Source organism: Spiroplasma sp. hyd1 (genome assembly GCF_016082235.1).
Taxonomy (GTDB): domain Bacteria; phylum Bacillota_I; class Bacilli_A; order Mycoplasmatales; family Mycoplasmataceae; genus Spiroplasma; species Spiroplasma poulsonii.
Genome location: NZ_JXYY01000010.1, coordinates 3532 through 16304, shown reverse-complemented (window position 1 = coordinate 16304; position 12773 = coordinate 3532). Strand labels below are relative to the sequence as shown.

The window sequence follows — 12773 nt, the reverse complement described above, 5'->3', positions numbered from 1 at the left end:
AAACAATGAGTTTTGATAAAGACAAGTTATCATTGGTTGATTATTTTTTTAAACAAGAGAAATATAATGTTTATAAAAATAAACCCCGAGGTAATAATAATGTTTATTTATATAAAGTTGATAGTAAAGAATTTCAAATAATTAAAATTATTGATGATTTTAGTGGTGAATTTAAAGAATATGTTAGTGTTGATGAAGTGGTCCAAGATTTAAAGGCTTTTTTAAATAAAAAATTTCAACGAGTAAAACTTTCTATTTTGTCAGTTGTTTTAATTGAAAATCGTTCGCAAGTTTATAAGGAAGATAATGGGGATGTTGTTTTATTTGTTGATAGTCATAATTATCTTGACCGGTTAAGTAATTATTATCCAAAAATTACAATGTTAGAAGATAACAATGATGATAGTTCAATGGCGGGGATGTCACCAGAAGAAATCTTAGATGGAATTAAAGATCCAAATAGTAAATTAACAAAAAACTTAAAACAATTAAGTGATAAGTTAAGTGTTAATAATTTAGGGGTAACATGAGTTTTAATTGCGTTATTATTAATTATTCCAATTGTTGGGATCTTTTTTGGAGCGCAAATTTTTAACACGAAAGACTTAAGTGCCAATGCCACGGCCCTTGTTTACGGGGGTATTACCCGTGATTTATTAATTTGAAGTAATCAATGGTGAAGATTATGAACTTATATTCTATTTTTTGGTAATCCATTTTTGGTTGTTTTCAACTTATTTATGATTTTTAGTGTCGCTCGTTATTCTGAAGCATTATTAGGACGATGACGGTTAGCAATTATTTTAATTTTTGGGGTGCCATTAGCAGGGTTATTTTTAGCCGCAGTGTTACCAAATTGAATTTTTGGTGGGTCAACAATTTTATTAGCAATCTTATGGGGTGCTTTATTTAGTTATAATTATGGGAAAGATGATTTAGGAGCGCTAATTGCAAATCAACGAACACTAGTTGTAGTGATGTGATTGTTATTAATGCCATTATTTTTAGGTTATTCATATTATTTAATTAATTTTGTTGGTTTTTTCGCGGGTAGTGCCATTGGTTATTGTTTAGAGTTTAATCGCACAAATCGCATCAATTGAACAATGTTGTATCCTGTTTTGGTTGTTGTTGTGATGATTGCTGTGATTGCTGTTACTTTATCGTGACGACGTTATGTGCCACCATATAATGGTGATGTTATTGATGCTTTAATAAGTTATTACCGCGCCGGTTTAGTCAGTCGGGGCAGCATTGAAAATATGTTGGGTAATTATTATTTCTATCCAAAAAATAATTGACCAAATTTCTTAACATCTAATCAGCAAACAACAAAGGATATTATCAATATGTTTGGAATGGTTTTATGACACCGTTAACAGCACAAAAACGGACTGATTACTTATCGTGAGATGACTTTTTCTTAAGTGTGGCGCATGTTTGTGCGATGCGTAGTAAGGATCCGCACACGCAAGTTGGTAGTTGTGTTGTTAATCAAATTGGTCAAATTATTGCCACTGGTTATAATGGCTTACCACGTGGTTTAAATGATAATGAATTTCCCTGAGCACGGGAAGGAGAATATTTAGAAACAAAATATCCTTATGTTGCGCATGCGGAATTAAATGCCATTTTAAGTGCTCATACTAACTTAGAAAATTGTCGGATTTATACAACCTTATTTCCTTGTGCTGAATGTGCTAAAATTATCATTCAAGTTGGAATTAAAGAAGTCATTTATGATGATGATAAATATGTTGGTACTGATGATAACAAAGCAGCCAAACGAATGTTTGACCAAGCCCAAGTTAGCTATCGATCGTTACCAGTTATTAGTATCACTGTAACGTGCCAACCAAAATAAATATTAAACCATTTTCTTATTAACTATTAATTAGAAAGGTTCTTTTTGATAAATGAAAAAATATTTTACCGATCGCAAGTTATTTATTTACCGAATTATTGGTATTATGCTAATTTTTATTTTTTTAGTGTGTGATTTTATTTTAGTTTTAAAAACAAAGAGTGGGATTTATGGCCAGTTATCATCATATGGGGAACGGTTAAGCCACTATTATGCTTACTTTACAACCCAATCAAATTATCTTGTTTTTGTTTATTTTGTTTTTTATTTATTTCAAAAGAAATTTAAAAACACTAAACCTGATTTTATTATTCGGTTAATGGTGACAGTTTATATTACGATGACAATGCTGGTTTTTTGGTTTGGATTATTTGCCCAAGGTGATCTTGTTAAAAATCAGAGTATTTATGAATGAATTTCAACTTTTATTTTACACACAATTATTCCAGGGGTAATGATTTTTAGTTATATTGTCACTGCTGGTGATACTTTTTATAAATTTGAAACACATCATAAAGCTAATTACTGGTTAATTTGTTTATACCCATTCTTATACTTAATTTGTATTTTAATTCGTGGTTATATTCGCCATGCTGATCACCAACCAGATAACACCTTATTTTCATATTTCTTTTTAAATTTCTATGCGACAAATGGGTTTCCAATGTTAGCGGTTGGTACGGTTCTAATTTTTACGTTATGTACCTCGTTTCAATATTTCTTTATTTGGATTAATAACTTATTTTATTTTCGTAAACAAATTAAAGAGAATAATATTACTAAAGTTGATCAAATTAAAATTATGTTAAATATTAAACAATACCGTCAGTTAGATCGGAAGGGAAAAATTGCAATGATTTTAGCAATTGTCGTTGCGATATTTAACATTATTTTTTCAATTTTATATTATGTTTTACGGAATGTTTGATCAAAAATTCTTAATTATCCCTATAAGAATGAAATTGTTTTATCATTTAGTATTTATTATCATTTTTAGTATTATTACTTTAATATTTGCGGTTTTAGGCTTAGCAAACTTCTATTGAGCGCGAATTGTTGTCGGGTTTTGTTCAATTGCCTTAGTTTGTTTTAATTGAATCTGAATTGCGGGGTCAATCTTTGATGTTGTGATTGCGACATTATGTTTAAATAATCATAAGTATTCAAAAAGTGATTTAGATACTTATTTAGCAAAGCACCATAAACCATTGAAATTAAATAAAAAACCAATTACTGATGAAATGCTGCGGTTAGCTGAAGATGAAAAATAATCCTTCGAAAGGATTATTTTGCTTTTAAATTAAAATGAATTTTTAAAAAATGTTGATATTCACGAAGCGGACGTGTTGCTTTATATTTTTGTGCTAAAGCTTTAACGTTTTCACTTGCTCCTAACGGTAATTTTAGATGATATTTTGTTTCAAGGTTTTTAATCGTTGTTAAGAAGGTAGCACGGCTAAGGATGGCACTACACGCAATTGCTAAGGATTTTTCTTCGCCTTTCGTAATAAAAACTACATTATCTTTAACAACAGGAGTTATTTTTTGTAAATATTCAAAATATTTTGTTGCATTAACAAACTGGTCAATAAAAATTGTCTTATTTGTTAATTGATAAATTGATAATAATTGGACTAAGGCTTGATTATGGGCTAGCGCTTTAATAACATGGGCATTTTGATATTGGGTATATCATTGGTTATATTGATTATTATCAATCACAACGGTTACCGATTGAACAAGTTTTTGAATGATTGGTGCTAGGGTCATAATTTGTTCAGTTGTCATTTTTTTACTATCTTTAATTGGTAATGTTACTAGTTGTTGAAAACTTGTTGGCGGTAAATAAGTGGCAGTAACAACAAGGGGACCAAAAACATCACCAACCCCAACTTCGTCATTTCCAATCACATCTTTTTCAAAATAAGATGTTGTTTGACTAGCGGGAATGATGGGGGTTATTGGGATTGTAAAAAATTTTGCCGCTTCTTTATCGGCTTGATAGCCTTGGAATAAAACACTATTTGTCTTATAAATGCTAATTGTAATACCACTTTTATTAAAAACATTAACTTTATTAGGATCAGTATTATTAATTTCATACGTTTGGTAAGTGTTAATAATTTCTTGAATAACTTTCGGATCAACTTTCTTAAAACTAACATTGTTCATATGATTGTCCCCATTATTTTCTTTCTTTAAATTATTATATCGTTTTTTTAATCAATTTGTTAAAATATTACTAAGATAAAAAGAGGGGAGCATTGAGGATGATTAAAAATGTTGGAATTGATATTGTCCAAAATAAGCGAATTAAACCATCAACAGTATTAAGCCAGAAATTATTAAGTATCAGTGAACTGCAAGAATATGAAACATTAATGGATAAAGAACACCAACGCCAGTTTTTAGCTGGTCGGTGAGCGGCGAAAGAAGCATTAATTAAAGCGTTAGAAATAAAGTTAATTTTAAACGAAGTCACAATTAAGTTAAAAGATGATAATAAATTATATGTTGAAGGTGTACCGTTAGGAGAAAATGAAGTTATTCATGTTTCACTTAGTCACGAACGCGATTATAGTGTTGGTTTTGCAATTTGATCAACATATTAACAATTTTTTATAAAAAGTTGTTTTTTTATCTTTTTTAGAAAAGTAGAGTATAATTAGAGATGGGTAAGTTTGTTTTGTAAAGGAGGGGCAAAAATGTATTATTCATTTGATGATATCTTATTTAAAGATTATTTAGACAATTCATTTTTACGAGAATGAATTCTTAACAATAGATATGCTGCTGATAGTGTCTTTAAATTTTTCTTATGAATGTTTATTTTTTCTGCCTTTTTCTTGTTTACAATTCTTTCTTCATGAACTTTTTTACATTATAAAAGTAAAAAGATCAGTGCTCGCCATGGCTTATTAAATTTTATGGTAATTGTTGGTGGGATTAGTGTCTTTTTCTTTAGCAGTATTATTTGGAATTTAGTGTTAGTTCCTGATCTTTCAATTGATCCGAGTTATTATCGAACTTTGTTAACGGGATATTCATATGTGCAGTTAACAATTACCTTAGGAATGATTGTCAATAATCGTCGGTTAGTATCGATTCTATTATATGTTGTTTATGCTTCACCGTTTATTATTATTGGTCCAGTTATTGTTAATAATTTAAATAATATTAATCGTTATGATAAAGATTTATTTATTTTATTCACTTGTTTAGTAATCTTACTTTTTGTTGTGATTTTACAACTTTGTGGGTTTTTAACACGTCAAGATGAAAAAAGTAACATTATTCGCTTTGTAACAATTTTAGTTTTATTTAGTTTGCTTAATAGTTCAACAAAAATTTCACTACCATTTGTGCTTGATGATAATATTAAAATTCGGCAACTATTGCATCAAGCTTGATCAGTCGCAACCGTAATTGCTGATTTATTTGTTTGATTTGTTTTAATGCTTTATCTTTGCCAGCTTTTTGCCAATGAGCACAATGCCATTTATCAAGAAGATGACTTAGATTTAATTGAAGTTTTAATGTTGCAAGAACTTAATCGTAATTTAACTTTAAATAACCATTCAAAAGAAGAAATTAATCCTAATAATTGGAAATTGAAAATGTTAAATTAAAAAATGATTGTTATTTTTGATTTACTTATTTACTACTGAAAAAATTATTAAATTTGAAAAACAAACAATTTTTAATTTAAATGATAATTTTTATCGAAATGAACAGCCATATAAAAATGAACAGCTAAAAATGCTTTTTATCCAAGATAAAAAGCATTTTTTATTTGCTTGTTTAAAATAAAGTGTGTTATAATTTTAATGCTTGTATTCAATAAAAATTAATGGTATACAATACACATTTATGGATTCATTTGCCCAGTGCTATTTATTTTAATAAGATAGTGGTGAATGTTAGAAATAAATGGAAGCTTTAACGAAAAGGAGAATTTAATAGAAATATGGCAAAAGAATTAACAAGAGAAATGTTATGAGAATCTGGTGCGCAATTTGGGCACCAAACAAAAAGATGAAATCCAAAAATGAAACCATATATTTATGGTGAGAAAAATAAGATTCATATTATTGATTTGCAACAAACATTATGACGATTAGAAGATGTTAAAAAATTAATGGCATCAATTGCTGCGCGTAAAGGAAAAATTTTATTTGTTGGAACAAAAAAACAAGCAAAATGAATTGTTAAAGACGCTGCTGAGCGTTGCGAATCTTTTTATGTTAATCAACGTTGATTAGGGGGAACATTAACTAATTTAAGAACAATTCATTTACGAGTGAAGCGTTTATGAAACATTGAACGCCAAGAAAAAAATGGTGAATTAAAATTATTACCAAAAAAAGAACAAATGTTAATTAAAAAAGAAAAAGAAAAACTAGAAAAATTTTTAGGTGGAATTAAAGGAATGAAAGAATTGCCACAAGCATTGTTTGTGGTTGATCCAAAAGAAGAACATATTGCTGTGCGTGAAGCACGAAAATTACGCATTCCAGTAATTGCAATTTGTGATACCAATGTTGATCCAGACCCAATTGATTATGTTATTCCAGCTAATGATGATACTTCACGTTCAATTGCAATTATTACCCATCATATTGCTGATTTATATGGTGATGCAATGGGATTAAAAATGCCGGAACCACAATTTAAACCAAATGAATTTGTTCGTCGTGAAGGAGAGGATAATCGTGGACCACGTGGTGGTCAATACGATAATCGTCGTTCATTTAATCGTAATATGCCTAACTGTGATTATCGTTCAGAAGGATCAACAACCAGAGCATCAGTTGGTCCTGATCGAACAGGGGAGAAAGTTGCTTCAGTAGCGGCTGCACCTGAACAGTCAGTACCAAAAGCAAAAGTTGAGTAAGTTGCTACTGTAGCACCGGGTTCTGAACAACCAGCACCAAAAATAAAGACTGAGAAAGTTGCTTCAGTAGCGGTTGCCCCTGAACAACCAGTACCAAAAGCAAAAGTTGAAAAAGGGACAGCAGATAGCTCAACTTCAAGTTTTGATTTAAATACAATCAAAGTTGTTGATAATGATTTAGAAAAAACATTAACAAAATTAAAAGTTGATGAATTAGAACCTTTAGGAAATCTATTTGGGTTACCAAAAGGAAAAAAAGCCGAAATGGTTAGTGCCTTAGGTAAACATTTAACAATTGTTGATAGTAAAGTAGTAAAAAAATAACAAAAATTAAATTGTATTAACTGATTAGTTTCAATACAAGCAGCATTAAATTTGAAAGGAGAATCAGTATGGCAGTTACTGCACAATTAGTAAAAGAATTAAGAGAAAGAACTGGGGCTGGAATGTTAGATTGTAAAAAAGCATTAGAAGCCACAGATGGAAATATTGAAAAAGCAATTACTTGATTGCGTGAAAAAGGAATTACAAAAGCCGCAAAAAAATCAGACCGTGTTGCTGCGGAAGGATTAGTTGGTTTAGTAACAAAAGGAAATAAAACAGTTGTTTTTGAAGTTAATTCAGAAACCGATTTTGTTGGAATAAGTAAACAATTTTTAGATTTAATGGCAATTGTTGGGGAAACTTTAATAAATAATGACCCAAAAACAGTGGAAGCAGCATTACAATTATCAGTTAATGGTGAATCATTAGAAACAGTTATTGTTCATGCAATTGCTACAATTGGGGAAAAAATCACCCTTCGTCGTTTTAAAACATTACATTTACAAGAAACTCAATCGTTAGGAGTTTATATTCATTCTAATCAACGGATTGTAACAGTATTAGTGTTTGATGGTAAAATTGATGAAACAATTGGAAAACAATTGGCAATGCATGTTTCAGCAATGCGTCCGCAATTTATTTCGCGAGATGATATTTCAGCTGATTTTTTAGCAAGTGAAAAAGCAATTTTAACAACTGAAGCAAAAAATGATCCTAAAAATGTGGGAAAACCAGATAATATTTTAGAAAAAATGGTTGAAGGACGTTTAAACAAACAATTAGCGGAAATTTCATTACTTGATCAAGTTTTTGTTGTTAATCCAGACCAAAAAGTTAGTGATGTTATTAAAGCAAATGATGTTAGTGTTGTTGATATGATTCGTTATGAAGTTGGGGAAGGAATCGAAAAAGAAGAAGTTGATTTTGCAACTGAAGTAATGGCACAAGTTCGTAAATAGAACTGTTTTGCCAGAAAGGAGGGCATAAAATGGATGCTCAGAAAGGAACAATAATTGCAATCGCAATGGCAGCATTTTTATTTGTTGCTGTTAGTTTGTCAATTATTGGTTATCTAATTAGTTTTACAAAACAAGAATTTAAAGAACGTTTTGTAAACAAAAAGATTTTAATTATTTTATTTACTGTGTTAGGAATTAATTTACCAGTTGTTATTGTTGGTTTCTTATTAGAATTTGTAATTAAGCCAGCAACAAATGCACCAGTAATTGCGGTTATTGTAATTGCTTTTGTGTTGACAGTTGCTGTTGGTGTTTACATTTTCTTATTTTTACAAACAATTGCAATTGGAATTGATGAAAAAGAAATTGCTTTTTTAGGAGAACGAATTTTAATTCGTAAAATTAATCGTGTTGAACGGAACGATAAAACTAACCAGTTAATTATTCATTATACGGAAGGAAGTCGTAGTAAGAAAAAAACTCGTTTTTCATTAGCAAGCCAAGCTGGTCAATTTATGGTTAATAATGTTAGCTTATTAAACCAAGAAATTATGATGTTTGTGCCAGATAGTGAACAACCAGCAGATTCAAAACCAACGGCTGAATCAACTTCAGAAACAGTAAAAGAAACAAAAAAAGATTAATCAATTTAATTGAAAATCTTTTTTTAAGATAGAATAAAAAATTAGGTACCTCCTAATATTAGAAAAACGTCTATAAATATGGGCGTTTTTCTAATATTCTACAAAAGTCAAGTAGGAGGTTAAAAATGAGTTTCGTAGCTGGTCAAAAATTTGAAAGAAGAACAGTTGTTACTTTAACAGAAGTAGGTGATGTTGCAAGAATAAGAGTTTCTAATATGCCATATAAAGTATGGAATGAACCATCTGCAATCAAAGTTGAAAAAGCAGTTATGTGAAAAGATGAAGATGACAATTGAATTGAAGTTAGACCAGCGGTTTATGCACCAATTTCTTATTCATTAAATAAACAAAAAATTAGTGAAACTACGATTCTAAATATGGCATCTGAAACTGAAAAAGATGAAAACTTTTCAAAATCAGTTTCAAGTTTAAATAGGTTTAGACAAAATATTCAAGATTTTGTTTATCTGAATTTTAGGCCAAATGATTACTTTATTACGTTAACTTTTAAAGAAAATTTAACAGATATTAAAACTGCAAATGAGTTTTTTAATAAGTTTAACATGAGATTTAATAAATATTTAAAAACTAGAAATGCTGAATATAAGTGGCTATTAGTTTATGAATATCAAGAACGTGGAGCAGTTCATTTTCATATTTTATTGAAAAACACTGTAGATATGAATTTAGAAAAACTTACAACTAAAAAAATTAAGGATGGTAAATTTGTGAAATATCAAACAATCTTTAATTCAAAAGTTCTTGAAAAATTATGACCACATGGTTTTAATACCTGTATTAGAATTACTCAACGTGACATTGAGGAATCAGACACAATAGGTAAAATAGCCTCTTATATGGGTAAATATATTACTAAAATGTTTTATGAAAATCCTTATTCTGTTACTGAAGGTAAGACATTTAAAATGAAAAATTTAACAGATTATAAATGTCGTTTATTTAGAAGAAGCAAGAATTTAATTAAACCTAAGAAAACCAGATTAGTAATAAACAAGGAAATTAATTTAGATGAAGTAACTAAAGAGTTATTTCAAAAAACAGAATATCGAGGAAAGAAAAATCTTATTGAAGTACGTAATCAAGACAATACTAAAAAAGCAATTGGCGAAACTCAAACTAATCGATACAAAAGCGACTCTGCCAGACTTTTGTTCAACTATTTAGTTGATATGCAGAGAATTCAGGCGAAAGGAGCAACAGTAAATGAATTAGATGATATTCATTTCAAAATTAAAGGATTTGTTAAAAATCCGATAGTTTCTTTTTCTAAAGATATGAAATTTAACTTAGCATTAGCTAAAAAACTTTATCAAAGAGCAGGTAGTATGTTGAGTAAAAAGTATGTTGTGGCACATCACTATAAAAAGTTAAAACAACAGGTGCGGAACAAACTTGATACTACCAACATAACTCTTACCATTTAGTTCAAAAAGTATAGAAAGGAATTAGATAGATGAAGAATAATCAACCAACTTTTCAAAAACTACATATTGAAAAAAGAATAGCAAAAGTTGCTGATTCATTTTGTGAAGTATGTCCTACTGTAGAATTTGATCAATCATTACCGCAATATGCAATTATCACTAGTTTTAACTGCATAGTACTTTGCCAAAAACATTTTGATTTTTTAAGAGAATTAGTTAATCAACTTGCAGCATTAGGAAGGAGTACGTAATCATGTGAGTCATTATAATTCAAAATATTGGAACATCAGAATAATAAAAGTGGGAAAAAATAAATTTTCCCACTTTTATTGTGTATAATTATATATAGAAAGTTGGTGTTTTATGGGACTAGGAAGAGCACTAGGATTTGGTATCAACGAAAAAGGTTACAAAAAACAATTAGAAAAAGAAAATGCTTATTTTCGTACTCATTTAGAAACTATCGAATTACGTGGATATAAAGCAAGAGTATTAAACTGAGTTAATGAAGAAGAAGTTAAATATGTTTGATCATGCTATCCAGAAATTAAAGATGGACGTACTGGACAAAACTTTTATGAATATTTTAATATAGAAAAAACTAACCAAAATAGTAATGAGTACAATATGCAAAAAGAATCATTTAATAAAGGAAAATAATTTTATAAGTCAAAATTAGAATTAAAAGTAGTTCATAATAAATAGAAATAGATATTTTTTTATTAATTAGAAAGAAGATAATATATAATGAAAATTAACTTGCATCAACATACTATTGCGGTAAAAACTGGCGAAACAAATAATCGTAATTTGGATATTTCAAATCAACATAATGTAGATTTATTTGTGTCTAATTTAGAAAGATGAGAAGTTGGAATTCTTGCTATAACAAATCATAATTTATTTGATTTAGAACAATTTAATTTTTTAGAAGACATAGTTCAATCTAAGGGGATACTTTTGCTTCCAGGGATTGAAATTGATATAGAGGATAGTGAAGGTAAAATCCATAATATGAATATTATAGTAAGCAATGAAGATAAAAAAATATGAGATGAATTTGTTTTATCTTTGAATATTACAGATCCTAATAATTTTTCAATACCTGTTTATGCATTAACTCAAAAATTAAGTAAATTTAACAAAATATGTCTTATTCCTAATAATCAAAAAGGCGGAAAGGAATTGCCTAAAGATGACTATAATTTATTTTCAGATGAAAATTCAATATATTTTTTTGAAACAACAAATTTGGATTCAAGCAGAATTTTAGCTCATAAAGGTATTCCCGCAATATGTGGATCTGATGAGAAAGATATTTTAAATCCTCAGTACAATAAAATCCCAGATATACATATTAAAATTGATTCTTTTACTAGTTTAATTAATTTTTTTAAAAAAGATTTAAATTTTATGAAAAATAAGTTATCAGAAAAATTGTTTGGAACGATTTCTATTCATCCTTCTACTTGACAAGATGCTATTAAAGTTCCACTTTATTATGATACAAATATAATTATTGGTTCAAGAGGAAGCGGTAAAAGCATTATATTAGAAGAAATTAAGAAGGAAGTTGAACGAGTTAAGAACATTAAAATTGATTTGTATGATCATAAAGATGATAATTATAATAGATTGCTAAAAGAGTTAGAAAGTCAATTTTTAAATCCAATAGATTTAAATNCANAAATTCANAATTTAAATATTTTATTAGACTTCTTGCATTACTTGTTAAAAAATTGCAAATATTTGTAAAAAAGATACTAATAGAAAAATATAATTTTAATTAATTATGTTTTTTATTTAAAAATTTAATATTTTTCCACAACGAAAAATTAATTTATTATTTAAATTATTTAATTTTAAATAAATATTTTATGTTAAATATAATAATTGTAAATTATAAATTGAGGCAATTAAATTAAATCTTAAACCAAATCTTTTTCTTCGATTACGATATTTTTCTGTAATAATTTTAAATTTTTTAAGAATAGCAAAAATATTTTCAATAATAATTCTCATTTTTGAAACTAGTCTATTATATTGCTTTTGTTCTTTGTTTAAAGGGTTTTTCTTTGTTTTCTTTGTAGGTATTAGAACATTATTGTGATTTTTTTGTATTCCTTGATAACCACTATCAACTATTAATTTGGTATTTTTTAAAATTGGGATTTTTGATTCTTTAAATAAAGCATAATCATGTTTTTTTCCGAGCGAAAAACTTGTTGCAATAATTTTTTTGGTTTCTTGTTCGATAATTACTTGTGTTTTGATCGTGTGCTTTTTCTTTTTACCAGAATAAGATTGTTTTTGTCTTTTTTTGGGCGTTGGATTGGAGTTTCGGTAGCATCAATAATAATAGTTTTATCATTAAAATAATCATTTATTAGTGCTTTTTTACCAGCAAGTTGTTGAAAATCAGAGTTTTTAATTAAAATATCTTCAATTCACTTAATATTACGATAACAATTAGCCTCACTAATATCAAAACTTTTACCAAGATGAAAATAAGTCTGATATTCTCGTCAATATAATAAAGTCATCAATAATCTATTTTCTAATGATAATTTATTAGTTTTACCACCTTTTTTAAATTTTTCTATTTCAGCAACTTTTAAAATATCTAACATTTNNTNNNNATAT

At 28.1% G+C, this 12773-nt stretch carries 16 protein-coding genes; 12 read left to right on the top strand and 4 right to left on the bottom strand.

Going from position 1 to position 12773, the window contains the following annotated elements; genetic code table 4:
* The first annotated feature begins 5 nt into the window (after positions 1-5).
* From TS70_RS02080 to TS70_RS07170, 4 genes are read left to right on the top strand one after another with little or no spacing between them, the layout of a single operon-like run.
* Positions 6-1379, top strand: a complete 1374-nt coding sequence (locus tag TS70_RS02080) for a rhomboid family intramembrane serine protease (protein WP_198049267.1) — start codon at positions 6-8, stop codon at positions 1377-1379.
* Positions 1367-1864 (top strand): deoxycytidylate deaminase, encoded by a 498-nt coding sequence (locus TS70_RS02075; protein ID WP_198049266.1) that lies wholly within the window; start codon positions 1367-1369, stop codon positions 1862-1864. The genes TS70_RS02080 and TS70_RS02075 overlap by 13 nt, the downstream gene beginning before the upstream one ends.
* Positions 1865-1916: 52 nt before the next feature.
* Positions 1917-2861: a hypothetical protein gene (locus TS70_RS02070; protein WP_232332325.1), complete on the top strand. Its 945-nt coding sequence runs from the start codon at positions 1917-1919 to the stop codon at positions 2859-2861.
* Positions 2821-3135, top strand: a complete 315-nt coding sequence (locus TS70_RS07170; protein WP_232332324.1) for a hypothetical protein — start codon at positions 2821-2823, stop codon at positions 3133-3135. The genes TS70_RS02070 and TS70_RS07170 overlap by 41 nt, the downstream gene beginning before the upstream one ends.
* Before the next feature lie 13 nt (positions 3136-3148).
* Here TS70_RS07170 and rnhC read toward each other — a convergent pair whose 3' ends face one another.
* Positions 3149-4036: a ribonuclease HIII gene (rnhC, locus tag TS70_RS02065; protein WP_040093264.1), complete on the bottom strand. Its 888-nt coding sequence runs from the start codon at positions 4034-4036 to the stop codon at positions 3149-3151.
* 98 nt (positions 4037-4134) lie between these two features.
* Between rnhC and TS70_RS02060 the strand changes: the two genes are divergently transcribed.
* From TS70_RS02060 to rpsB, 3 genes are all read left to right on the top strand, one after another.
* On the top strand, positions 4135-4476 hold the full coding sequence (locus TS70_RS02060) for a 4'-phosphopantetheinyl transferase superfamily protein (RefSeq protein ID WP_040093265.1): 342 nt from the start codon (positions 4135-4137) through the stop codon (positions 4474-4476).
* Positions 4477-4569: 93 nt separating this feature from the next.
* Complete coding sequence (locus tag TS70_RS02055) at positions 4570-5493, top strand: hypothetical protein (protein ID WP_198049265.1); 924 nt, start codon at positions 4570-4572, stop codon at positions 5491-5493.
* A 338-nt stretch (positions 5494-5831) separates the two neighbouring features.
* Positions 5832-6758, top strand: a complete 927-nt coding sequence (rpsB, locus tag TS70_RS02050) for a 30S ribosomal protein S2 (RefSeq protein ID WP_241460482.1) — start codon at positions 5832-5834, stop codon at positions 6756-6758.
* Here rpsB and TS70_RS07165 read toward each other — a convergent pair.
* Positions 6641-7168 carry a hypothetical protein gene (locus tag TS70_RS07165; protein ID WP_232332323.1) on the bottom strand — a complete coding sequence of 176 codons (528 nt, stop codon included), beginning with the start codon at positions 7166-7168 and terminating at the stop codon, positions 6641-6643. The genes rpsB and TS70_RS07165 overlap by 118 nt on opposite strands.
* Here TS70_RS07165 and tsf point away from each other — a divergent pair.
* The 5 genes from tsf (at position 7151) to TS70_RS02025 (ending at position 10790) form a co-directional block, all read left to right on the top strand.
* Entirely contained in the window at positions 7151-8041 is an 891-nt protein-coding gene (tsf, locus tag TS70_RS02045) for a translation elongation factor Ts (RefSeq protein WP_198049264.1), read from the top strand. The two genes, TS70_RS07165 and tsf, sit on opposite strands and share 18 nt — an antisense overlap.
* A gap of 29 nt (positions 8042-8070) precedes the next feature.
* Positions 8071-8685 (top strand): hypothetical protein, encoded by a 615-nt coding sequence (locus tag TS70_RS02040; RefSeq protein WP_232332322.1) that lies wholly within the window; start codon positions 8071-8073, stop codon positions 8683-8685.
* 125 nt (positions 8686-8810) lie between these two features.
* A complete protein-coding gene (locus tag TS70_RS02035) occupies positions 8811-10130 on the top strand; it encodes a rolling circle replication-associated protein (RefSeq protein WP_198049263.1) in 1320 nt (439 codons plus the stop codon).
* Between the two features lie 29 nt (positions 10131-10159).
* Positions 10160-10381 (top strand): hypothetical protein, encoded by a 222-nt coding sequence (locus TS70_RS02030; RefSeq protein WP_127092619.1) that lies wholly within the window; start codon positions 10160-10162, stop codon positions 10379-10381.
* 112 nt (positions 10382-10493) lie between these two features.
* A complete protein-coding gene (locus TS70_RS02025) occupies positions 10494-10790 on the top strand; it encodes a hypothetical protein (protein ID WP_198049262.1) in 297 nt (98 codons plus the stop codon).
* Positions 10791-12005: 1215 nt separating this feature from the next.
* Here TS70_RS02025 and TS70_RS02015 read toward each other — a convergent pair.
* Both TS70_RS02015 and TS70_RS02010 read right to left on the bottom strand, forming a co-directional pair.
* Positions 12006-12404 (bottom strand): transposase family protein, encoded by a 399-nt coding sequence (locus TS70_RS02015; RefSeq protein WP_242441474.1) that lies wholly within the window; start codon positions 12402-12404, stop codon positions 12006-12008.
* Positions 12389-12760 carry a transposase family protein gene (locus TS70_RS02010; protein WP_198049260.1) on the bottom strand — a complete coding sequence of 124 codons (372 nt, stop codon included), beginning with the start codon at positions 12758-12760 and terminating at the stop codon, positions 12389-12391. The genes TS70_RS02015 and TS70_RS02010 overlap by 16 nt, the downstream gene beginning before the upstream one ends.
* Positions 12761-12773 lie beyond the last annotated feature (13 nt).